This is a genomic window from Streptomyces sp. NPDC050546 (assembly GCF_044457425.1).
Classification (GTDB): domain Bacteria; phylum Actinomycetota; class Actinomycetes; order Streptomycetales; family Streptomycetaceae; genus Streptomyces.
In genome coordinates, this window is record NZ_JBITGX010000009.1 from 205,795 (window position 1) to 227,506 (window position 21,712).

A 21,712-nucleotide genomic window follows, 5' to 3' on the forward strand; every position below is an offset into this window, starting at 1 on the left:
AACCGGCTCGTCCGTATCTTAGTCAAACGTCCAAGTCAAACAGACCGCAGCCAGGCAGCCGATCCTGGGGGTTCTCATGCCGCAGACAGGGCCTTTAAGCGCACCCAAGGACGATCAGACCGGACGCGAGGCCCGTCCGGCAAACAGAACCGTTGCGGCCGTCGAGAACGCGCCACAAGCCGGGCGCGGGCCCCACACCACCGTCACCCCCGACCTCGCCCAGCACACCGCCGTCACCCCCGACCTCGCCCCACACACCACCGTCACCCCCGACCTCGCCCCACACACCACCGTCACCACCCACCTCGCCCACCGCACCACCGCCGCCGACGTCTTCCCCACCCGGTGGCGCCGGATATCCGACGGCCGCTTCCGTTTCACCGCGCACTGGCCGGCCGCCCACCCCTTCTTCGGCCCCGTGGACGACCGCCACCAGGACACGATGGTCGTCGGCGAAACGTTGCGGCAGGCCTCGATGGTGCTCGCCCACGCCGAGTACGGCGCCCCGGCCGACACCCACTTCGTGATGTGGGACCTGACGGTCCGGGCCGACCCGTCCGCGCTCCCGCTGTCGGACGCCGCCGAACCGGTCGACATCGACGTCGTGTGCTCCGAGGTACGCCGCCGCGGTCGCGGCCTGAGCAGCATGCGGACCACGATGGAGTTCCGCCGCGCGGGACGCTTCGTCGCCCGCGGCACCGGCAGCACCGGCTGCACCTCGCCGCTCGCCTACCGCCGTCTGCGCGAGCGGCAGTTGGCCGCCCTGGAGACTCCGGTGCCGCTGCTGGAGGGCATCGCGCCCGAGCTCGCCGGCCGCTCCCGCGCCGAGGACGTGGTCCTCGCCCCCGGCGACCGCCCCGGTGTCTGGCTGCTGCGCGTGGACACCCGCCACCCGGTCCTCTTCCCCCGCCCCAACGACCATGTGCCGGGCATGACCCTGTTCGAGGCGGCCCGCCAGGCCGCGACCGCCGCGACCGGCCGGCACCCGTTCCTGCCCAGCTCGATGACGGCCACCTTCGCCCGGTACGCCGAGCTGCACAGCCCCTGCCGGCTGGAGACCGAGGTGCTCGGCACGGACTCGGCGGAGGTGACCGTGCGGGTCTCGGGGCGGCAGGACGGCAAGTCCGTCTTCACCGCAACGCTGACCTCCGCACGGCCCGCCCGGGTACGGTCGCTGTCGTGACGGCCGACCTTCTGATCACGGGCGCGAGCGGCTTCGTCGGCAGCCAGGTGGCCGCAGTCGCACATCGGCAACCCGGTGTGCGCGTACGGCGGTTGTCCCGGCCGATCCCGACCGGCCCCGAATCCGTCCACGGCGACCTCGCCGACCCGGCCTCCCTGCGCGGCGTCTGCGCGGGCGCCGACGTCCTGGTGCACTGCGCCACCCGGATCAGCGGCGACGCCGAGACCGTCGAGGCCGTCAACGACCTGGGCACGCGGGCCCTGGTCGAGGACGCCGTGCGCTCCGGGGTGGGCCGGATCGTGTACGTGAGCACGGCCGCCGTGTACGGCCGGGGCCCCTTCCGCGGCGTACGCCCCGGGGAGGTGCCGATCGCGCCCGCGTCGGCCACCAGCCGCACCCGGGCCGCCGCCGAACGGCACGTCCTCGACGCGGGCGGCCTGGTACTGCGGCCGCACCTCGTCTACGGCGAGGGCGACCGCTGGGTCGTCCCCGGACTGGTGTGGCTGCTCGGCGAGTTGTCGGCGACCCTGACCAGCTGCGCGGCGCTCCAGTCGATGATCGACGTCGGCACCCTGGGCCGTGCGGTGGTGGCCGCGGCCCTGTCCCCGGCGCACGGCGGCGGTGTGCACCACGTCAACCACCCCGAGCCGGTCGCGGTCGCGGACCTGCTCGGAGCCGTGAGCTCCCAGTTGGAGGTGCCCGGCGCCGGTGCCTCGGTGGATGTCGCCACCGCCTTGGACCGGGCCGCCGGGACACCGCTCGCCCTCCATCACCTCGGCATGCTCACGGTCGACCACTGGTTCGTGGACGACGCCTTCTGGAAGGACCTCGACTGCTCGCCCGGCGAGGGCTTCGCGGCGACCTTCACGCGGGCGGCGCCCTGGTACCGCTCCTATCTCAGAGACCGGCCGGCTTCCTGACCGTCTCCCCTTCTTCGGGACGGGGGCCGTGCAGCAGTACGGGCAGTTCCTCGTGCCCCGTCGAGATGATGGAGCGCAGCCGCTTCGGCGGGCGGGACGGATCGGCCAGGGCCAGTCGCGGGAAACGGCCGAACAGGGACGTCAGGGCCGCCGTCGCCTCGGCCATGGCCAGCGGCCGGCCCAGGCAGTGGTGCACTCCGTGGCCGAAGGACACATGGTCGCGGCTGGTGGCGCGGGTGAGGTCGAACCGTCCGGCGTCCGGGCCATGCCGCTCGGGGTCGCGTCCGGCACCGGCGAAGGAGACCACGAGCGGATCGCCCTTCGGGATCGTCAGACCCGGCTCGATCTCGATGTCCTCGACGGCGTAGCGCAGCCCTGACATGGCGCCCGGCGCTTCGAGGCGCAGCGACTCCTCGAGGGCGTCCTCCCAGGTCGCCCGCCCGGAGCGGACCAGTTCGAGCTGGTCGGGGTGGGCGAGCAGGCTGTGCACGGTGTTGTCGATGAGGTTGACGGTGGTCTCGAAGCCCGCGGTGAGCAGCAGGATCAGGTTGTCCATCAACTCCTGTTCGCTGAGGCTTCCTTCGTCGCGGGCGGCGATGAGGGCCGTCGTCAGGTCGTCGGCCGGGTGCTCGCGCTTGTCCTGGAGGAACGCGGTGAGTGTGCCGTAGAGCTCGACCCCGTTGGCCTGGGCGTCCTCCAGGGAGATCGCCGTGTCGAAGAAGCGGCCGATGATGCGGTGGAGGGCCCCGCGCGGACCGTCCTCACCGGCCGGTACGCCGAAGAGTTCGCACACCACCTCGTGCGGCACCGATGCCGCGAACGCCGCCCGCAGGTCGACGACTTCGCCCTCCGGGATCCGCTCCAGGTCGTCCAGTGCCCGGTCGACGATCTCCTGGACGCGTGGGAGCAGCGCCTCGACGCGCCGCTTGGTGAAGGCGGCGGCCATCGGCTTGCGCAACCGGCTGTGGTCGGTGCCGTAGGCGGTGACCATGTTGCGCACCGAGACCCAGATCGCGAGCGGCCAGGTGCGGGAGATGTCCCCGTTGATCCAGGCGGGCCAGTGCTGGAAGGCGTCCTTGCTCGTCTCGGGGCCGGCCAGGAGCCGCTTGTTCAGCTCCAGGCCGTTGATCCACCACGCCCGTACACCGCCGGGGAGTTCCACTTCGACGGCCGGGCCCTGGTCACGGATCCGGGCTATCTCGCCGTAGAGGTCCTGGCCTGACGGGTCGATCGTCAGGAAGGGGCAGGCCTGCTGTGCCATGACACTTCGCTCCTTGGTCCAGGGGCTGGGGAACCATGGTGCGATCCGGCCACCGAAAAAACTTGGCGTCCGGTTTGTTTTGGCCACTGCTTCACAGAATGTTGGCCACGGACAGACACGTCTCCACGTGGCCGGGATCCACGAGGTCCGGACAGGTCCCCGCCGGATCCAGCGCGCCGGCCAGGTGCGGCGCGGCCACACAGGGCAGGAGCAGCCGCCACAGGTCGGTCAGCGAGGGGCGGGTGAGCCGGCCGTGGTCCTCGCGGGCCAGCACCTCGATGCCGGTCGTGGCGGCGAGGACGACGGCGCCGGTGCGGTGCGGCGGCACACCTGCGGCGAGTTCGCCCCTGCGCTCCGCCTCGGCGAGCAGGTCGTCCACGCACTCCCGCCACTCCTGGCGCAGATCCCGCACCCGCCCGGCGGCCGCCTCGGAGTTCAGCCGCAACCCCGCCCGCGCCACGCTGTCGGCGCACACCAGCCGGCCGACCTGGTGCGTGACGTCCACGAGGCGCTACAGGGCGCAGCCGTCGCGGGCCCGGGCCGCCGCCCGGCGCAGGGCACGGGCCGCCACATGCTCGACGGCCTCGGCGACAGCGGCCTTATTCGCGAAGTGGAAGTGCAGCGCTCCCGAGCTGACCCCGGCCCCCGCGCTGATCTCCGCCAGGTTGGCCTGGACGTATCCCCGTGCCTCGAACTGCCCGGCCGCCGACCGGATCAGCGCGAGACGGGTCCGGACGGCCCGGTCCTGTTTGGTCACCGGTGGCTCCCCTGGAGGGCTCGATGGCGGCGCCATGAAACCAACTCGCTGGTTTTATACAACGCGCGTACGGCACACGGGCCTTGGGGCCTCCCGCCGACCTGTCGGGGCCGCCCTAGGCCCGCAGATACGCCAGCACCGCCAGCACCCGGCGGTGGGTCTCGTCCGCCGGGGGCAGGTCGAGCTTCATGAGGATGCCGGAGATGTGTTTGCCCACGGCCGCTTCGGAGACGACCAGTTCGCGGGCGATCGCGCTGTTGGACCTGCCCTGCGCGATCAGGGCCAGCACCTCACGCTCGCGCGGGGTGAGCCGCTCCAGCGGGTCGCGGCGGCGGCGCAGCAACTGCCGTACGACCTCGGGGTCGACGACCGTGCCGCCGTCGGCCACCTCGCCGAGCGCCTCGACGAACTCCTCGACCTGGCCCACACGGTCCTTGAGCAGATAGCCGACCCCCGTGCCGTCGCCGGAGTCCAGCAGCTCGGCGGCGTACCGGCGCTGCACGTACTGGCTGAGGACCAGGACGGGCAGCGTGGGCCGCTCCTGGCGCAGCCGCACGGCCGCGTGCAGGCCCTCGTCCTGGAAGCCGGGCGGCATCCGTACGTCCGTCACGACCACGTCGGGCGCGTGCTCCCCGACCGCCGCGACCAGCGCCTCGGCGTCCCCCACGGCGGCGACCACCTGGTGTCCGCAACGGCCGAGCAGCCCGACGAGCCCGTCCCGCAACAGCACGCTGTCCTCGGCCAGGACCACACGCAGCGGCCGTTCGGCTCGCAGCGTCACGGCCGGTCAACTCTCAGGGTCACAGGGGATCTCCACACGCAGCAGGGTCGGTCCGCCGGGCGGGCTGGACAGGGAGAGTCTGCCATCGAGCACCGACACCCGGTCGGCGAGTCCGGTCAGCCCGCTGCCCGCACCGGCCCGCGCACCCCCGCACCCGTCGTCGCGGACCAGGAGGAACAGCCGGCCGTCGCGGTGCCCGCCGCTCACCTCCGCCCGGCTCGCGCCGCTGTGCCGGCCCACGTTGGCGAGCGCCTCGCACACCACGAAGTACGCGGCGGCCTCGACCGCCTGGGAGAGCCGCCCGGGCAGCTCCAGATCGACGTCCACGGGCACGGCCGAGCGGTCGGCGGCGTCGGCGACGGCGGCCTCCAGGCCGTAGTCGGCGAGGACCTTGGGGTGGATGCCCTGGATGAGCTCGCGCAGTTCCGCGAGGGCCGTGCCCGCCTCCTCGTGGGCCTTGGCGAGCTGGTCGGCCAGCGGGCCGGGCGGGACGTCGAGCCGGGCCAGGCCGAGCGTCATCGTCAGGGCGACCAGCCGCTGCTGTGCCCCGTCGTGCAGATCGCGCTCGATACGCCGCCGTTCCGCCTCGAAGGCGTCCACCAACCGCACCCGGGACCGGGCCAGTTCGACCACCCTGGCGCCCAGACCGTCCTCGCGCGGCGCGATCAGCAGCCGCGTCAGCCCGGCCCGGGCCCCGGCCACGACGCCCAGCAGATAGGCGCCCAGAACGAGGAGCACCAGCCCGAGGAGGGCGAACCCGAAAGCGGCCGGCCAGGTGGTGACGAGCCACACCTTGAGCACCTTCGCCTCATCGAAGGCCGCCAGGAACACCGGCGTGGCCACCACCGTCAAGGGGCACAGCAGGCCGACGGCGAGCGCGAGGGCGTCGACCGGCCACAGCAGCCCCGCGAACAGCAGGGCGTGGCCGAACTCCCGCCAGGTGGCCCGTTCCCGCAGCCGGGTCGTCAGCCAGGCCCGCAGGCCCGGGTCACCGGGCGGCTCGTGCGGGTCGGGCGCGGGCTCCGGGTCGACCAGCCGCAGCCGGAGCCGCTCCAGCGCCGCCACCGGTATCCCCGCCAGGACCGTGCACAGGAGCAGCGGCAGCCCCACCAGCGCGAGCGCGAGCACCCCGCCCGCGACCGCCGACAGCACGATGCCCACGAGTACTACGACTCCGGTCACCGTGCCGGTGAGCAGATACCCGGCGGACCGCCAGGGCCACGCCGACAGCGCATAGCCGGGGCGGGACAGGGCCTGCCACACGTTCCGAGAGTGCATGGGGATCACCGTAGAAGCCGGTCGGGGGCCCTGCCATGGGCTCAGACGGAGGCCGGGGGGTATGCCTGGCCCTACCCCAGGTCTAGGCCCCGCCGCACTGCGCCGGACCGCCTCCGCGCGATGTCCTTGGAGCCCGGTCAATCGACGTGAGGCAGAGACATTGAACGCCATCCAGCTGGACTCGGTCACCAGGACGTACGGAGCCGTCACCGCACTCGACGGGGTGTCGCTCTCGTTCCCCTACGGGACCTTCACCGCCGTCATGGGCCCCTCCGGCTCCGGCAAGTCCACCCTGCTCCAGTGCGCCGCGGGCCTGGACCGGCCCACCTCCGGCTCGGTCACCCTCGGCGGCACGGAACTGACCGGCCTGAGCGAACGGCGGCTGACCCTGCTGCGCCGCGAGCGCGTCGGGTTCGTCTTCCAGGCGTTCAACCTGCTGCCCTCGCTGACCGCCGAGCAGAACGTGGCCCTGCCCCTGCGCCTGGCCGGCCGCCGCGTCCCGAAGGCCCGGGTGCGCCAGGCGCTCCAGCAGGTCGGCCTCGCCGACCGGGCCCGGCACCGACCCTCGCAGCTCTCCGGCGGCCAGCAGCAACGCGTCGCCCTGGCCCGGGCGTTGATCACCCGCCCCGAGGTGCTGTTCGGCGACGAACCGACCGGGGCCCTGGACACCCGGACCGGCCGTGAGGTGCTGGAGCTGCTGCGCGGCATCGTCGACCGCGAGGGCCAGACGGTCGTCATGGTCACGCACGACCCGGTCGCCGCCGCGTACGCCGACCGCGTGCTCTTCCTCGTCGACGGCCGCGTCCACGGCGAACTGACCGACCCGGACGCCGAGTCCGTCGCGGCCCGCATGACCCGCCTGGAGGCCGCGCCGTGCGCATGACCCGCCCGAAAACCACCGGAACGCACAGACCCCGCCGGAAGCCCACCCCCAACAGACCCCGCCGGAAGCCCACCCCCACCCGCACCCGCACCCGCACCCGCACAACCCTCCCCGAAACCACAGCCGCGTCCCCGCCCCGCTCGAAAGCCACCGCCGTGCTCACCACCCACCCCGAGACCACTGCCGCACACACACCCCACCCGAAGCCCACCGCCGCGCCCCCGCCGCACCCGAAGCCCACCGCCACCCACACACCAACCCACCCCGAGGCCCTGCCATGCTGAGCGTCACCCTCCGCACCCTGCGCACCCGTTGGGTCACCTTCACCGGCAGCTTCGTCGCGCTCTCGCTGGGCGTGGCCCTGCTCACGGTGATGGGCCTGGCCCTGGCCTCCTCGGCCGCCGCCCCGGAGCGCGGCCCCGAACGCTTCGCCGCCGCCCCGGTCGTCGTCAAGGGCCAGGACACCCTGCGCGTACCGACCCCGAACGGCGAGCGCACGTCCCGGCTCGCCCACCCGCGCCCGGTACCCGCCGCAACGGTCGAGGCGTTGCGGAAGCTGGGCCCCGCCGTCGCGGACCGCTCCTTCCCCGTACGCACCGCGGACGCCCCCGCCGACCTCGTCGGCCACCCCTGGTCCACCGCCACGTTCGCCCCCTACGACCTCGCCACCGGCCGCGCGCCCCGCACCGCCGACGAGGCAGCCGTCACCGGCGACTGGGCCCGCCCCGGCCAACGGCTCCGCACCGACCGGGGCACCGTACGCGTCGTCGGCACCCTGACCTCCCGCGGTTTCGAGAACGCCGTGTTCTTCACCGACGCCCGCGCCGCCGAACTGTCCCCTCCGGTCCACCAGCTGGCGGTCACGGCGGACCCGGTGGCCGTACGGCAGGCCGTGGGCGACAGCGCCCAGGTCCTCACCGGGAACGCGCGCCGCCTCGCCGACGCCGATCCCGACCGGGACAGCGAGGCGCTCACCGCGATGAACTCCCTCTTCGGCACCGCGGGCGGCGTCACCGCCTTCGTGTCGGTCTTCGTCGTGGCGTCGACCTTCGCCTTCGCGGTCGCCCAGCGGCGCCGGGAGTTCGCCCTGCTGCGGACCGCCGGGGCGACCCCGGGCCAGCTCCGCCGGACCGTCCTCGCCGAGGCCCTGGCCGTCGGCGCCCTCGCCTCGGCCGCCGGCTGCGCCCTCGGCTCCTACGGGGCACCGCTGCTGGCCGACTTGGTGGCCGCCGAGGGCCTCGCCCCGGCCTGGTTCACCATCGGCGACCACACCTGGCCGTACCACGCGGCCTTCTGGACCGGCCTGTCCGTGGCCCTGTGCGGAGCGACCGCGGCCTCCTGGCGGGCCGGCCGCACCGGCCCCACCGAAGCCCTGCGCGACTCATCGGCGGACAGCGGGACCCTGACGCCCGGCCGCCTGCTCTTCGGTACGGCCCTCCTCCTGACGTCCGCCGTGACCCTGGCCCTCGCCCTGACCGGCAACCCCGGCGATCTCCTCCAGCGCAAGACGTACATCAGCCGCCCGATGCTGCTGATCACCGCGACCGCCCTGCTGGCACCACTCGTCCTGCGCCCCCTGACGCGGCTGCTGACCTGGCTGCCCGCCCTCCTGCCCGGTGCCGGCGGCCTGCTGGTCCGCGAGAACACCGCCGCCGGGGTACGCCGCACCGCCGCGCTCGCGGCCCCCGTGCTGGTCACGGTCGCCCTCGCGGGTTCCCTGCTCGGCGCCACGGCGACTCTCAACGGGGCGAAGTCCACCGAGGCGAGGGAGCGCACCACCGCTGCCTTCGTCGTCACCCCGGCGGCCGGGACGGCCTTCGACGCCGCCACCCTGCGCAGACTGCGGGCGGTACCGGGAGCCGAGGTGTCACCGACGTCCACGACGGCCGTGCACGTCCTGGAGGACGGCGTGGCCCTCGTCCGCGCCGAGGCCCGCGCCGCGACCCCCGGCCTCCTCGCGGCCACCGCCCGCCTGCCACTCACGGCCGGAAAGCTCTCGGACCTCGACGACGACTCGATCATCGTCAACGAGGAGTGGCAGCGGCACCGGGTCGGCGAGCGGGTCCGGGTGTGGCTCGGCGACGGCACACCGCGGACCCTGCGGATCGCCGCGGTGATGGCCACCGGCACCGGCGACAACGGCGTCTACGTCACCCCGCGCAACGCCCCGGGCGCCACGGCCGACCGCGTCGACGTGGCGCTGGCCGACGGCGCGGACCCGGGCGCCGTCGCCACCGCCCTGCGCCAGGCGGCCGGCCACGGCAACGACCACGACAACGGCAACGACAACGGGCAGGTCCTCACCCGGCAGGAATGGCTCAGCGCCACCGCCCCCGGCACCAACCGCACCACCCGCCTCGGCCTCCTGCTCGTCCTCGGCATCGCCCTCCTCTACACGGGCATCTCCGTGGCCAACACCACCGTCATGGCCACCTCCGACCGGATCCGCGACCTGGCCGTACTGCGGCTGACCGGCGCCACCCGGTGGCAGGTCCTGCGCCTGACAGCCGCCGAGGCCCTGACGGTGATGGCGGCCGGCACACTCCTCGGCCTCCTGGCCGCAGTCCTCAACCTGGCCGGCATGTGGAGCGCCCTCGCGCTGCTGTCGGTCCGGCCCGCTCTCACCCTCCCGTGGCAGGCCCTCGGCACGACGGCGGCCGCCTGCGCGCTCCTGGCCGTCCTCTCCGCGACCCTCCCCGCTGCCGTCGCCCTGCGCCGCCGCCCGGTGGAGCTGGCAGGCGTACGGGAGTGAGGCGGTGAGCGCCGGTGGATCTCATCATGAGACCAATAACTCCGGGGCCAATAAAATGCGGACCATGCGACGGACCTCGTTCGGCACCTGGCCCTGCTCGATCGCCCGCACCGCCGACATCCTGGGCGACGCCTGGACCCTGCTGGTGCTGCGCGAGGTCTTCTACGGCGAGTCACGCTTCGACGGCTTCATCGGCTCGCTCGGCATCGCCCGCAACACCCTCACCGACCGGCTGCGCCGTCTGGAGTCCGAGGGCCTCCTGCGGCGGCGCGCCTACCAGACCGACCCGGTGCGCCACGAGTACCTGCTGACGGACAAGGGCCGCGACTTCTTCGGTGTCCTCGCCGCGATCAACGCCTGGGGCGACCGCTGGCTGGCCGGCGAGGAGGGCGCCCCGGTGGTCCTGCGCCACACGTCCTGCGACCACGACACCGAGGCCAAGGTTGTCTGCTCCTCCTGCGGCGAGCCCCTGCACCACCAGGACCTCACCGCCCGCACCGGCCCCGGCTACCCACCCCGCCTCCTCGACGACCCCGCCATCCGGGAGCGCTTCGCCCCCGGCCGGACCCTGGGGGACGGCGGCCGGGCCTAGTGAGCCCTTCCTGCCTCGCCCTCGACCGGTCCGCGGAAGCGCTGCGGTGTCCGACTCCGAAGCCAGGAGCGCGGCCCGCCCTCGGCCCTGGGACCGGAGGCGACTCTTCTGGCCTTGGGCGTCCCACACCCACAAGACGTCCGCCCCCGGTAGCCGCAGAGTGCCACTCGGCGGCCCGCGTCGCTCCCGGACTCACGTGTTCTCCCCGCCTCTCTTTCCCATCCAGGACCGGCAGACCCATCGGGCAAGGGCTCCCACCAGGACAGCGACGACGATCGCCCCCCAGTCGATGACGTGCGGAAGCCCGGGGAAGAAGGCGAAGAAGGCGAATGTCACGACGAGACCCGCCACGAAGGCGGCGATCTCAGCCGACCGCCGTCGCGCCTCCCGTCGCCGGTCCCGCCCCTGTTGTTGATCAGTCATGAACCGCTCACTTCGTGATGTGGTGACACTGGCTCACTCGGCGCACCCCGTTGACGTGGAGATGCGCGCATGCCTTTCCATAACGAGGCAAGGTCTGCGGAGAGTTGTTCCGCATCGGATCGATCTTGCACTCGGGGTGCGTTCGCCCCCGAGAGGTCCTGTACGTCCTGTTATTGGTGTTCGCGTACGTGAAGTCGATCCGCCAGTTGCAGAAGCCGGTGCCGAGCGCGGCGACAAAAGCGCAGTCGACGCCGGCGTTCTGATAGGTGATCCTCTTCCCGCCACCTCGGATGACGTGTGTGAACATGCAGCCGGTCGGAACCTTCATCGCCATGCCGCCAACGCTGTACTCGAAGGTTCGGACAGGAGTCGATCCCGCAGCGCCGGCCTGCGCCACCGAGGAACTCGTCAGGACCAGAGCGCACGCTGCGGCAAGAGCCACGAAGAGCCCGGATCGATGAGTCGCGGCCATGAACAATCCCCTTCCGGCGGAGAACCTCTCCGACCGGAAAAACTCCGACCCTGCGATCATGTTTCTGGCCGATGGAATGGTTCACCGACTTGAGTGATGGCAGCACGGGTGCCGAACCCCTGGCGCCGGTCGAGACACCGCGGCCGCCCGGCCCACGCCCCTCCGGCCCCACAACAGCATCGAGGACATCAGCCGATCGGCACCTGAGCACCCAAGGGCCGCATCACCCAGCCCTGAGACCTTCCTCACAGGCAGCAGCCCCGAGAGCCCACAACAGAAGATCCAGAACACAGGCCGGACCACCGAAGGCCACCCAACGCTCGACGGCCCGCTCCGTCATCCCTGGAGACAAGCATCACAGCACGCAGAAACAGGAACGGGCGGCATCGTGATCACGATGCCGCCCGTTCCTGCGGTGCTTCTGTGCGCGAGGGGGGAGTTGAACCCCCACGCCCTTGCGGGCACTGGAACCTGAATCCAGCGCGTCTGCCTATTCCGCCACCCGCGCATTTGGGTGTGTCCTGGGCTCCTGCCCCTTGCGGGCCTGGCGCCTTCCGACACCCAGAACATTAGCACGCAGGACGGGGTGGGTTCACATCCCTTCTCCCCGCAGGCAGACCCGCCTCCGAACCTTCGATGCCCTGGCCACGTATCAACACGCACTGCTTCACGTATCAACCTCGTACCGGTACCCCTTGTCTCCCCAGGAGGCGGTCCGGCTCCACAGCCGGGTGCGGGACACTGGTCCATGGCCGCCTCTACGATCCTTGGCAGGGGTACGCGAGGCGGTGACGCGCAGCAGTGCCACCGGAGGAGTTCGAAGACGAGCTCCACAGGGAACTTCGTCATGCGTCGACACCCGTCGGCCTGGCCGACAGGGGGAACCAGCCGATCGACCGGCGCGTGGATACGATCAGTAAGCAGTACCAGGCAAGTGGCCCGCAGGGCAGTACACAGGACGGCAGCCGAGGAGGAGGTGCCCCATGGGAGTCCTGAAGAAGTTCGAGCAACGTCTCGAAGGTCTGGTCAACGGCACCTTTGCCAAGGTGTTCAAGTCCGAGGTCCAGCCCGTGGAGATCGCGGGAGCGCTCCAGCGCGAGTGCGACAACAACGCCACCATCTGGAACCGCGACCGGACGGTCGTGCCCAACGACTTCATCGTCGAGCTGAGCACGCCGGACTTCGAGCGGCTCAGCCCCTACTCCGGCCAGCTCGGCGACGAGCTCGCCGGCATGGTGCGCGACTACGCCAAGCAGCAGCGCTACACCTTCATGGGCCCGATCAAGGTCCATCTGGAGAAGGCGGACGACCTCGACACCGGCCTGTACCGGGTGCGCAGCCGTACGCTCGCCTCCTCCAGCAGCCAGCAGGACGGCCCGGGAGGCGGCGCCGCGGCGCCCGCCGCCCCGCAGGGCGGACGCGGCGGCGGTGGCTACGGCTACCCGCCGGCCGCCGGTGCGCCCGCGGGCGCACCGCCCATGCCGTCCGCGCCACCGCCCGGCGGCCGCCCCGGCGGCGGGTACGGCTACCCGCAGCCCGCGAGCGGCCAGCGGCCTCCCGCCGCCCCGGCCTCCGGCGGACGCACCCGCCACTGGATCGAGATCAACGGCACCCGCCACCAGATCTCCCGCGCCACGCTGGTGATGGGCCGCAGCACCGAAGCCGACGTGCGGATCGACGACCCCGGCGTCTCCCGTCGGCACTGCGAGATCCGGACCGGAACGCCCTCGACGATCCAGGATCTCGGATCCACCAACGGCATCGTGGTGGACGGGCAGCACACCACCCGCGCTACGCTCCGCGACGGCTCGCGGATCGTCGTGGGCAGCACCACCATCATTTACCGGCAAGCCGAAGGGTGAAGCGGGGGCAATGTCAGAGCTGACCCTCACGGTCATGCGGCTGGGTTTCCTGGCCGTACTGTGGCTGTTCGTGATCGTGGCCGTGCAGGTCATCCGCAGCGATCTGTTCGGTACGCGTGTCACGCAGCGCGGATCGCGCCGCGAGGCAGGCCGGCAGCAGCAGGCCGCCGCCCGCCAGGCGCCGCCGCAGCAGCGCCAGCAGTCCGCCGGCGGACGGCGCGGCCGTAACGCCCCCACCAAGCTGGTCGTGACCGAGGGCACCCTCACCGGCACGACGGTCGCGCTCCAGGGCCAGACCATCAGCCTGGGCCGGGCGCACGACTCGACGATCGTGCTGGACGACGACTACGCGTCCAGCCGTCATGCCAGGATCTACCCGGACCGCGACGGCCAGTGGATCGTCGAGGACCTCGGCTCCACCAACGGCACGTACCTGGACCGGAACCGGCTGACGACTCCCACACCGATTGCGCTGGGCGCGCCGATCCGCATCGGCAAGACCGTCATCGAGCTGCGGAAGTAGTGCTACACCAATGAATGAGCGCGAGCGGAGCGAGCACGCGGTGGCGGGCCCCCCTGGCCCCCGCGCGCTCCCGACCGGAGGGTGGGCAGTGTGGCTCGACACGACCGGCTGTACCCGGAGCCGACAGGCGAGGTGCGCATGAGTCTGTCACTGCGCTTCGCCGCCGGATCGCACAAGGGGATGATCCGGGAGGGCAACGAGGACTCCGGGTACGCCGGCCCGCGCCTGCTCGCCATCGCCGACGGCATGGGCGGCGCCGCGGCCGGTGAGGTCGCCTCCTCCGAGGCGATCTCCACCATCGTCGCGCTCGACGACGACGTCCCCGGCTCCGACGTCCTCACCTCGCTCGGCACCGCCGTACAGCGCGCCAACGACCAGCTGCGCTCCATGGTCGAGGAGGACCCCCAGCTGGAGGGCATGGGGACCACCCTGACCGCCCTGCTCTGGACGGGCCAGCGCCTCGGCCTCGTGCACGTCGGCGACTCCCGCGCCTACCTCCTGCGCGACGGCGTCCTGACACAGATCACGCAGGACCACACCTGGGTGCAGCGCCTGGTCGACGAGGGCCGCATCACCGAGGAAGAGGCGACGACCCACCCGCAGCGCTCACTGCTGATGCGGGCGCTCGGCTCCGGCGACCACGTCGAGCCGGACCTGTCCATCCGCGAGGTCCGCGCCGGCGACCGCTACCTGATCTGCTCCGACGGCCTGTCCGGGGTGGTGTCCCACCAGACCCTGGAGGACACCCTCGCCAGCTACCAGGGACCGCAGGACACCGTCCAGAACCTGATCGAGCTGGCGCTGCGCGGCGGCGGCCCGGACAACATCACGGTGATCGTCGCCGACGTCCTCGACCTCGACACCGGCGACACCCTCGCGGGCCAGCTCTCCGACACCCCGGTCGTGGTCGGCGCCGTCGCCGAGAACCAGCACCAGCTGCACGACAACGGCATCATGCAGACCCCCGCCGGCCGCGCCTCCGGCCTCGGCCGCCAGGGGCACGGGCAGGGCGGCGGAGGCGAGTTCGGCCCGCCCGGCTCCGGCGACACCACCGGCTACATCCCGGCGACCGGCCTCGACTACGGCGACGACGACTTCGTCAAGCCGCGCCGCAAGGGCCGGTGGCTGAAGAGATCCTTCTACGGCGCGCTCGCGCTGGCCGTCATCGGCGGCGGTCTGTACGGCGGCTGGCGCTGGACCCAGACGCAGTACTACGTCGGCGCCGAGGACGAGCACGTCGCGCTGTACCGGGGCATCAGCCAGGATCTGGCCTGGGTGTCGCTGTCGGAGGTCGAGAAGGACCACCCCGAGATCGAACTCAAGTACCTGCCGCCCTACCAGCAGAAGCTGGTCAAGGCGACCATCGCCGAGGGCGGTCTGAAGAACGCCCAGTCGAAGATCCAGGAACTGTCGGTGCAGGCCTCCGCGTGCAAGAAGGAGGCGCAGCGGCGCGACGCCGAGAGCCGGAACAACGCCAAGACCGGCGAAGGCGAGGCCGGGGGCACCACGGGAACCACTCCCGCCTCCTTCACGTCCAAGGCCACACCGACGCCGAACCCGTCGAACCCGTCGGGCTCACCGTCGGCGCCTGAGAAGTCCACGCCCCCGTCCACGACCGCACCTACTCCCAGCCCCGGCCCCAGCCTCTCGGAGGAAGAGCAGAAGGTCGTCTCGCTGTGCGGTAAGCAGTAGGCAAGCCGTGAGAGGCCCTGTCACACGATGAGCAGTACGAATACGTCGAACTCGCCGACGCACCACACGTCCACGATCGGCGCGATCGGTGCGCCGAGCCGGCGCAACACCGAACTCGCGCTGCTGGTGTTCGCCGTCGTCATCCCGGTCTTCGCCTACCTCAACGTCGGCCTGGCCATCAACGACGAGGTACCCGCAGGCCTGCTGAGCTACGGGCTGGGGCTCGGCCTGCTGGCCGGTGTCGGGCATCTCGTCATCCGGAAGTTCGCGCCGTACGCGGACCCGCTGATGCTGCCACTGGCCACGCTGCTGAACGGCATCGGCCTGGTCGTCATCTGGCGGCTGGACCAGTCGGAGAAGCTGCAGGCGTCCAAAGCGTTCGTCGAGGCGGCTCCCCGCCAGCTGCTGTACTCCGCGATGGGCGTCGCCCTGCTGGCGGTCGTGGTGATCTTCCTCAAGGACCACCGGGTCCTGCAGCGCTACACGTACATCTCCATGGCCGGAGCGCTGTTCCTGCTGGTCCTTCCGCTCGTGCCCGGCCTCGGCGCGAACGTCTACGGCGCCAAGATCTGGATCAAGATCCCCGGCCTCGGCACGCTCCAGCCCGGTGAGTTCGCGAAGATCGCCCTCGCGGTCTTCTTCGCCGGCTATCTCATGGTCAAGCGGGACGCCCTGGCCCTGGCCAGCCGCCGCTTCATGGGCCTGTACCTGCCGCGTGGCCGCGACCTGGGCCCGATCCTGGTCGTCTGGGTGATGTCGATCCTCATCCTGGTCTTCGAGACCGACCTCGGTACATCCCTGCTGTTCTTCGGGATGTTCGTCATCATGCTGTACGTCGCCACCGAGCGGACCAGCTGGATCGTCTTCGGTCTGCTGATGTCCGCGGTCGGCGCCGTCGGTGTGGCGAGCTTCGAACCGCACATCCAGACCCGTGTGCAGGCCTGGCTCAACCCCATGCGCGAGTTCGAGCTCAGCCGGGCCGGCGTCCAGGACGGCATCGTCCACTCCGAGCAGGCCATGCAGGCCCTGTGGGCCTTCGGCTCCGGCGGCACCCTCGGCACCGGCCTCGGGCAGGGCAACTCCGACCTCATCGGCTTCGCCGCCAACTCCGACTTCATCCTCGCGACCTTCGGCGAGGAGCTGGGTCTCGCGGGTGTCATGGCGATCCTGCTGCTCTACGGCCTGATCATCGAGCGGGGCGTGCGCACCTCACTCGCGGCACGCGACCCGTTCGGCAAGCTGCTGGCCATCGGCCTGTCCGGCGCCTTCGGCCTCCAGGTCTTCGTCGTGGCCGGCGGTGTCATGGGCCTCATCCCGCTCACCGGTATGACGCTGCCGTTCGTCGCCTACGGCGGATCCTCCGTGATCGCCAACTGGGCCCTGATCGGCATCCTGCTCCGCATCAGCGACACCGCACGCCGCCCGGCCCCCGCCCCGGCAAGCAACCCCGACGCCGAGATGACCCAGGTGGTCCGCCCGTCATGAACAAGCCCCTGCGCCGGATCGCGATCTTCTGCGGTCTCCTCGTCCTCGCGCTCCTCGTCCGCGACAACTGGATCCAGTACGTCATGGCCGACGAGCTCCGCACCAACAAGCAGAACCGCCGCGTCACGATCGAGCGCTACGCCTCCCCGCGCGGCGACATCATCGTCGACGGCAAGCCGATCACGGGCTCCAAGGAGACCTCGGGCAGCGACTTCAAGTTCAAGCGCACCTACAAGGACGGCGCGATGTGGGCGCCGGTCACCGGCTACGCCTCGCAGGCCTTCGGTGCCACCCAGCTGGAGAACCTCGAGGACGGCATCCTCACCGGCAACGACGACCGGCTGTTCTTCCGCAACACCCTCGACATGCTCACGGGCAAGAAGCAGCAGGGCGGCAACGTCGTCACGACCCTGAACGCCGCCGCGCAGAAGGCCGCGTACAACGGCCTGAAGAAGCAGGGCGGCAAGGGCTCGGTGGTGGCGCTGGAGCCGTCCACCGGCAAGATCCTGGCGCTGGCCTCGTTCCCCTCGTACGACCCGTCGTCCTTCGCGGGCAACTCCACGACCACGGACACCAAGGCCTGGCAGAAGCTGGAGAAGAAGAACAACCCCGACGACCCGACGCTCAACCGGGCCCTGCGCGAGACCTACCCGCCCGGTTCCACCTTCAAGGTGCTCACCGCGGCCGCCGCGCTCGAGGACGGGCTGTACTCGGAGGCGGACCAGAACACCAAGACGCCGCTGCCGTGGACCATGCCGGGGACCACGACCCCGCTGAAGAACGAGGGCAACATCCCCTGCAAGAACGCCACTCTGCGCGTGGCGCTCCAGTACTCCTGCAACACCGTCTTCGGCAAGATCGGCTCCGACCTCGGCAACGAGAAGATGCTGGCGATGGCGAAGAAGTTCGGCTTCGCCGAGGAGCAGTTCACCCCGGTCCGCGCCAACGCCTCGGTCTTCTCCGACGACATGAACCCGTCGCAGGTCGCCCTGTCCTCCATCGGCCAGTTCAACACCGCCGCGACCCCGCTGCAGATGGCCATGGTCGCCTCGGCCGTCGCCAACGACGGCAAGCTCATGAAGCCGTACATGGTGGACAAGCTCCAGGCGCCGAGCCTCGACACCGTCGAGCAGACGGAGCCCGAGGAGTACAGCCAGCCGATGTCCTCGGAGAACGCCCAGATCCTCCAGTCGATGATGGAGACGGTCGTCGACAAGGGCACGGGCTCGAACGCCAAGATCGACGGCGTCAAGGTGGGCGGCAAGACCGGTACCGCCCAGCACGGTGTCGACAACAGCGAGAACCCCTACGCGTGGTTCATCTCCTACGCGAAGGACAGCGACGGCGGCGCACCGGTGGCCGTGGCAGTCGTGATCGAGGACGACAACGCCGTCCGTGACGACATCTCCGGTGGCGGCCTCGCGGCGCCGATCGCGAGGAACGTGATGGAGGCGGTCATCGACAGCAAGAAGTGACCCCACTCACGTCTGCTTCACATCGGTGCACGTTGCGATACCGGTCCTGTATCGGCTGACGGGCTTGGCCAGGTCACACAAAGCGAGCCGGGTACGGTAGGCCCGGACGGCAGCCTCCGACCGTACAAGATTTCCGGTCGGGACCGACGGAGAGGGCTGGTAGGTAGCTATGGAAGAGCCGCGTCGCCTCGGCGGCCGGTACGAACTGGGCCAGGTGCTCGGGCGTGGTGGCATGGCGGAGGTCTACCTCGCGCATGACACCCGCCTCGGCCGCACCGTGGCGGTGAAGACGCTGCGCGCTGATCTCGCGCGCGACCCTTCCTTCCAGGCCCGGTTCCGCCGGGAGGCCCAGTCGGCCGCCTCGCTCAACCATCCCGCGATCGTCGCGGTCTACGACACGGGCGAGGACTACATCGACAACGTGTCGATCCCGTACATCGTCATGGAGTACGTGGACGGCTCGACGCTCCGAGAGCTTCTGCACTCCGGCCGCAAGCTGCTGCCGGAGCGGACGCTGGAGATGACCATCGGCATCCTCCAGGCCCTGGAGTACTCGCACAGAGCCGGCATCGTCCACCGCGACATCAAGCCGGCCAACGTCATGCTGACGCGCAACGGCCAGGTCAAGGTCATGGACTTCGGCATCGCCCGCGCCATGGGCGACTCCGGCATGACGATGACCCAGACCTCTGCCGTCATCGGCACCGCCCAGTACCTCTCCCCGGAGCAGGCGAAGGGCGAGCAGGTCGACGCGCGCTCCGACCTCTACTCGACCGGCTGTCTGCTCTACGAGCTGCTGACGGTCCGTCCGCCGTTCGTGGGCGACTCCCCGGTCGCCGTCGCGTACCAGCACGTACGGGAAGAGCCCCAGTCCCCGTCGGTCTTCGATCCCGAGATCACGCCCGAGATGGACGCGATCGTGCTGAAGGCCCTCGTCAAGGACCCCGACTACCGCTACCAGTCGGCCGACGAGATGCGCGCCGACATCGAGGCCTGCCTCGACGGCCAGCCGGTCGCGGCCACGGCGGCGATGGGCTCGGTGGGCTACGGCGGTTACCCGGACGACCAGCCGACGACGGCCCTGCGCGCGGACTCCGGCGCGGGCGCCACGTCGATGATGCCCCCTGTGGGCCCGGACGACGGCTACGGCTACGACGACCGCCCCGACCGGCGCCGGGGGCAGCAGCGCAAGTCCAACACCTCCACGATCCTGCTGGTGGCGGCGGGCATCCTGGTGCTGGTGGGCGCGATCCTGATCGGGCGATGGGCCTTCAGCGGCAACGGGGTCGGCAACGACACGGTGCCCACTCCGAACTTCGTCGGCGAGACGGTGAACGACGCCAAGAGACTGGCGAAGAACAGCGATCTCAAGGTGGCCACCACCAACAAGCCCTGCGAGGACCAGAGCAAGGGCAACGTCTGCGACCAGGACCCGGACGCCGGGGTGGACGTCAAGAAGGGCGACACCATCAACCTCGTGGTGTCGACCGGGGCGCCGAAGGTGGCGGTGCCGAGTGTCGTCGGCGACATCATCGACGACGCCAGGGCGACGCTGGAGGGCGACAAGTACCAGTTCCAGGTCGAGACGAAGCCGAAGGAGTCCTCCGAGGAGCCCGGCACCGTCCTCGAGCAGGACCCGGAACTGGGCCAGGAGGTGGAGAAGGGATCCAAGATCACCCTCACCATCGCCAAGGCCGAGGCGAAGTCCACCGTCCCGGATGTCCTCGGCCAGAGCTGTGACCAGGCCAAGGCGCAGATGACGGCCAACAACCTGGTCGGCAACTGCACCGAGGTGGACACCCAGGACGACAACCAGGTCGGCAAGGTCATCCAGACCACGCCACAGGCCGGCTCCTCGGTCGACAAGAACTCGTCGGTCAACATCCAGATCGGCAAGAAGGCACAGCAGAAGGCGCGCGTGCCGCAGGTCGTCGGCCAGACGGTCGGCCAGGCCAAGCAGACGCTCGCCCAGGCCGGTTTCACGAACATCCAGTTCGCGAACGGCAGCGACCAGAGCGACACCGCCCTCGTCGCCGGCCAGGACCCCCAGGGCAACCAGGAGGTCGACGACCCGGCGGCCACGACGATCACCCTCCAGACCGTCGGCGTCGGAGGCGGCAACAACGGCGGCAACGGCAACGGCGGCATCTTCGGCGGCCTCAACGGCCGCGAGGAGGACTGACCTCCGGGACGTACGCACATACGTCAGGGCCCCGGCCCCCTCTTCGAGGGGCACCGGGGCCCTGTCGCATATCAGGCCGGTGGCCGGCCCACCGTGAGGAAGACCCGCATCGCGGCGTTCCGCACGGCTCCGACCGGAAGGTGGGTGTGGACCGCGCGGTTCATCAGCCGGGCGGCGCGGGCCAGCCGCTGGGTGGGGCGGCGGCGGGCCGCGTCGTAAGCGGCGAGGGCGTCCTCTACGCGGTCCCGGGCCGTGAGTTCACGGGCCACGGTGACACCGTCGAGCAGCGCCTCGCAGGCGCCGCGGCCGAGGTCGGGCGTCATCGCGTGGGCCGCGTCGCCGATCAGCGCGATGCGCCCGCTGACGTAACCGGGGAGCGGCTCGGCCAGGTCGTACAGGTCGTTCCGGGAGATGTCCCCGTCCCTCAGACGGTCCAGGACCCGTCGCACACCGGGGTGCCAGGACCCGAAGTGCGTTCGCAGGGCCGCGAGGTCACCGCCCGGCACGGGGACGCGCTCCGGCACGGGGGCGCAGGCGAACCAGTTGGTGTGGCCGCCCGCGCGCGGGGTGACGCCGAAGCGGGCGCGTGGGCCCCATGTCTCGCTGATGCCCTCGGTGTCGAGGTCCACGGTGCCGTGCCACGCGGTGACTCCCGAGTAGCGGGGTCCGTACGCTGCGCCGAAGAGGGTCGTGCGGGCCCTGCTGCGCAGACCGTCCGCCGCGATGACGACGTCGCAGCAGCCGGTGAGGGCACGCACATCGGTCACCTCCTCCCCGTAGCCCACGACGCCGTCGTCGAGCGCGGCGGTGAGGGTCGTGAAAAGCGCCGGCCGTGCGATCACGTGCACGGTGTCGCCGGTGCGACGGCGCAGGCCGGCGAAGTCCACGTTCCCGATGAGGCGGCCGTCGGCCCGCAGGAAGGTGCCCCGGGACGCCGGCCGGGCCTGCCGACGGGCGGCCTGCCCGACTCCCAGCTCGTCGAGCGCCCCCAACGCGGCGGGCCACAGGCCGACGGAGGTGCCGGTGTCCGGCGGCCCGGGAGCACGCTCGCGCACCTCGACGTCCCAGCCGCTTGCCTGGAGGTGAACGGCGGCGGCGAGACCGCCTATGCCGCCGCCGACGATGATCGCTTTCTTGGGCATGACGCCACGCTACTATGTTTGTAGTGGTAGCACTATATTCATAGTGATA

At 71.3% G+C, this 21,712-nt stretch carries 19 protein-coding genes and 1 tRNA gene; 11 read left to right on the forward strand and 9 right to left on the reverse strand.

The genetic code is table 11. The features are described 5' to 3' along the window. Positions 1-76 precede the first annotated feature (76 nt). Together ACIBK5_RS23455 and ACIBK5_RS23460 are read left to right on the forward strand one after the other, a co-directional pair. Entirely contained in the window at positions 77-1,183 is a 1,107-nt protein-coding gene (locus ACIBK5_RS23455) for a ScbA/BarX family gamma-butyrolactone biosynthesis protein (protein ID WP_399022073.1), read from the forward strand. Beyond that, complete coding sequence (locus ACIBK5_RS23460) at positions 1,180-2,103, forward strand: NAD-dependent epimerase/dehydratase family protein (protein WP_399022075.1); 924 nt, start codon at positions 1,180-1,182, stop codon at positions 2,101-2,103. The genes ACIBK5_RS23455 and ACIBK5_RS23460 overlap by 4 nt, the downstream gene beginning before the upstream one ends. Here the strand turns inward: ACIBK5_RS23460 and ACIBK5_RS23465 are convergent. The 5 genes from ACIBK5_RS23465 to ACIBK5_RS23485 form a co-directional block, all read right to left on the reverse strand. Then, a complete protein-coding gene (locus ACIBK5_RS23465) occupies positions 2,081-3,364 on the reverse strand; it encodes a cytochrome P450 (protein ID WP_399022077.1) in 1,284 nt (427 codons plus the stop codon). The genes ACIBK5_RS23460 and ACIBK5_RS23465 overlap by 23 nt on opposite strands. Positions 3,365-3,455: 91 nt before the next feature. Further along, entirely contained in the window at positions 3,456-3,869 is a 414-nt protein-coding gene (locus ACIBK5_RS23470; protein ID WP_399022079.1) for a hypothetical protein, read from the reverse strand. A 6-nt stretch (positions 3,870-3,875) separates the two neighbouring features. Further along, entirely contained in the window at positions 3,876-4,121 is a 246-nt protein-coding gene (locus tag ACIBK5_RS23475) for a TetR family transcriptional regulator (RefSeq protein ID WP_399022081.1), read from the reverse strand. A gap of 115 nt (positions 4,122-4,236) precedes the next feature. Continuing rightward, the gene (locus tag ACIBK5_RS23480; RefSeq protein WP_399022454.1) at positions 4,237-4,896 is read right to left on the reverse strand and encodes a response regulator; all 660 of its coding nucleotides are present in this window, start codon (positions 4,894-4,896) and stop codon (positions 4,237-4,239) included. A gap of 12 nt (positions 4,897-4,908) precedes the next feature. Continuing rightward, the gene (locus tag ACIBK5_RS23485; RefSeq protein WP_399022083.1) at positions 4,909-6,180 is read right to left on the reverse strand and encodes a sensor histidine kinase; all 1,272 of its coding nucleotides are present in this window, start codon (positions 6,178-6,180) and stop codon (positions 4,909-4,911) included. Positions 6,181-6,340: 160 nt separating this feature from the next. Between ACIBK5_RS23485 and ACIBK5_RS23490 the strand changes: the two genes are divergently transcribed. The 3 genes from ACIBK5_RS23490 to ACIBK5_RS23500 all read left to right on the forward strand — a co-directional run bounded on the left by ACIBK5_RS23490 (position 6,341) and on the right by ACIBK5_RS23500 (position 10,407). Next, the gene (locus tag ACIBK5_RS23490) at positions 6,341-7,063 is read left to right on the forward strand and encodes an ABC transporter ATP-binding protein (protein ID WP_399022084.1); all 723 of its coding nucleotides are present in this window, start codon (positions 6,341-6,343) and stop codon (positions 7,061-7,063) included. A gap of 277 nt (positions 7,064-7,340) precedes the next feature. Next, positions 7,341-9,815: an FtsX-like permease family protein gene (locus ACIBK5_RS23495; protein WP_399022086.1), complete on the forward strand. Its 2,475-nt coding sequence runs from the start codon at positions 7,341-7,343 to the stop codon at positions 9,813-9,815. A 64-nt stretch (positions 9,816-9,879) separates the two neighbouring features. Beyond that, positions 9,880-10,407, forward strand: a complete 528-nt coding sequence (locus tag ACIBK5_RS23500; protein WP_399022088.1) for a winged helix-turn-helix transcriptional regulator — start codon at positions 9,880-9,882, stop codon at positions 10,405-10,407. A gap of 192 nt (positions 10,408-10,599) precedes the next feature. Here the strand turns inward: ACIBK5_RS23500 and ACIBK5_RS23505 are convergent, their stop codons facing one another. The 3 genes from ACIBK5_RS23505 to ACIBK5_RS23515 form a co-directional block, all read right to left on the reverse strand. Further along, on the reverse strand, positions 10,600-10,830 hold the full coding sequence (locus ACIBK5_RS23505) for a hypothetical protein (protein ID WP_399022090.1): 231 nt from the start codon (positions 10,828-10,830) through the stop codon (positions 10,600-10,602). Between the two features lie 7 nt (positions 10,831-10,837). Next, positions 10,838-11,302: a hypothetical protein gene (locus ACIBK5_RS23510; protein WP_399022092.1), complete on the reverse strand. Its 465-nt coding sequence runs from the start codon at positions 11,300-11,302 to the stop codon at positions 10,838-10,840. 424 nt (positions 11,303-11,726) lie between these two features. Then, positions 11,727-11,810: transfer RNA gene (locus ACIBK5_RS23515), tRNA-Leu, on the reverse strand. Between the two features lie 475 nt (positions 11,811-12,285). Between ACIBK5_RS23515 and ACIBK5_RS23520 the strand changes: the two genes are divergently transcribed. The 6 genes from ACIBK5_RS23520 to pknB all read left to right on the forward strand — a co-directional run bounded on the left by ACIBK5_RS23520 (position 12,286) and on the right by pknB (position 20,521). Further along, entirely contained in the window at positions 12,286-13,164 is an 879-nt protein-coding gene (locus ACIBK5_RS23520) for an FhaA domain-containing protein (protein WP_399022093.1), read from the forward strand. A 10-nt stretch (positions 13,165-13,174) separates the two neighbouring features. After that, on the forward strand, positions 13,175-13,687 hold the full coding sequence (locus ACIBK5_RS23525) for an FHA domain-containing protein (protein WP_215120271.1): 513 nt from the start codon (positions 13,175-13,177) through the stop codon (positions 13,685-13,687). 138 nt (positions 13,688-13,825) lie between these two features. Further along, on the forward strand, positions 13,826-15,379 hold the full coding sequence (locus ACIBK5_RS23530) for a Stp1/IreP family PP2C-type Ser/Thr phosphatase (protein WP_399022096.1): 1,554 nt from the start codon (positions 13,826-13,828) through the stop codon (positions 15,377-15,379). Between the two features lie 27 nt (positions 15,380-15,406). Then, positions 15,407-16,864 carry an FtsW/RodA/SpoVE family cell cycle protein gene (locus tag ACIBK5_RS23535; protein ID WP_399022098.1) on the forward strand — a complete coding sequence of 486 codons (1,458 nt, stop codon included), beginning with the start codon at positions 15,407-15,409 and terminating at the stop codon, positions 16,862-16,864. Next, on the forward strand, positions 16,861-18,339 hold the full coding sequence (locus ACIBK5_RS23540) for a peptidoglycan D,D-transpeptidase FtsI family protein (RefSeq protein WP_399022100.1): 1,479 nt from the start codon (positions 16,861-16,863) through the stop codon (positions 18,337-18,339). Before ACIBK5_RS23535 ends, ACIBK5_RS23540 begins: the two co-directional genes overlap by 4 nt. A gap of 169 nt (positions 18,340-18,508) precedes the next feature. Continuing rightward, the gene (gene pknB / locus ACIBK5_RS23545) at positions 18,509-20,521 is read left to right on the forward strand and encodes a Stk1 family PASTA domain-containing Ser/Thr kinase (RefSeq protein ID WP_399022101.1); all 2,013 of its coding nucleotides are present in this window, start codon (positions 18,509-18,511) and stop codon (positions 20,519-20,521) included. 71 nt (positions 20,522-20,592) lie between these two features. On the opposite strand, the gene ACIBK5_RS23550 is transcribed toward pknB, so the two are convergent. Then, positions 20,593-21,663 carry an FAD-dependent monooxygenase gene (locus ACIBK5_RS23550; protein ID WP_399022102.1) on the reverse strand — a complete coding sequence of 357 codons (1,071 nt, stop codon included), beginning with the start codon at positions 21,661-21,663 and terminating at the stop codon, positions 20,593-20,595. Between the last annotated feature and the right edge of the window lie 49 nt (positions 21,664-21,712).

Bases quoted from the DNA above. Each gene is read 5' to 3' on its own strand.
- ACIBK5_RS23455 (WP_399022073.1), top strand. From the start codon at position 77: ATGCCGCAGACAGGGCCTTTAAGCGCACCCAAGGACGATCAGACCGGA.
- ACIBK5_RS23465 (WP_399022077.1), bottom strand. From the start codon at position 3,364: ATGGCACAGCAGGCCTGCCCCTTCCTGACGATCGACCCGTCAGGCCAG.
- ACIBK5_RS23485 (WP_399022083.1), bottom strand. From the start codon at position 6,180: ATGCACTCTCGGAACGTGTGGCAGGCCCTGTCCCGCCCCGGCTATGCG.
- ACIBK5_RS23495 (WP_399022086.1), top strand. From the start codon at position 7,341: ATGCTGAGCGTCACCCTCCGCACCCTGCGCACCCGTTGGGTCACCTTC.
- ACIBK5_RS23500 (WP_399022088.1), top strand. From the start codon at position 9,880: ATGCGACGGACCTCGTTCGGCACCTGGCCCTGCTCGATCGCCCGCACC.
- ACIBK5_RS23505 (WP_399022090.1), bottom strand. From the start codon at position 10,830: ATGACTGATCAACAACAGGGGCGGGACCGGCGACGGGAGGCGCGACGG.
- ACIBK5_RS23510 (WP_399022092.1), bottom strand. From the start codon at position 11,302: ATGGCCGCGACTCATCGATCCGGGCTCTTCGTGGCTCTTGCCGCAGCG.
- ACIBK5_RS23520 (WP_399022093.1), top strand. From the start codon at position 12,286: ATGGGAGTCCTGAAGAAGTTCGAGCAACGTCTCGAAGGTCTGGTCAAC.
- ACIBK5_RS23525 (WP_215120271.1), top strand. From the start codon at position 13,175: ATGTCAGAGCTGACCCTCACGGTCATGCGGCTGGGTTTCCTGGCCGTA.
- ACIBK5_RS23530 (WP_399022096.1), top strand. From the start codon at position 13,826: ATGAGTCTGTCACTGCGCTTCGCCGCCGGATCGCACAAGGGGATGATC.
- ACIBK5_RS23535 (WP_399022098.1), top strand. From the start codon at position 15,407: ATGAGCAGTACGAATACGTCGAACTCGCCGACGCACCACACGTCCACG.
- ACIBK5_RS23540 (WP_399022100.1), top strand. From the start codon at position 16,861: ATGAACAAGCCCCTGCGCCGGATCGCGATCTTCTGCGGTCTCCTCGTC.
- pknB (WP_399022101.1), top strand. From the start codon at position 18,509: ATGGAAGAGCCGCGTCGCCTCGGCGGCCGGTACGAACTGGGCCAGGTG.
- ACIBK5_RS23550 (WP_399022102.1), bottom strand. From the start codon at position 21,663: ATGCCCAAGAAAGCGATCATCGTCGGCGGCGGCATAGGCGGTCTCGCC.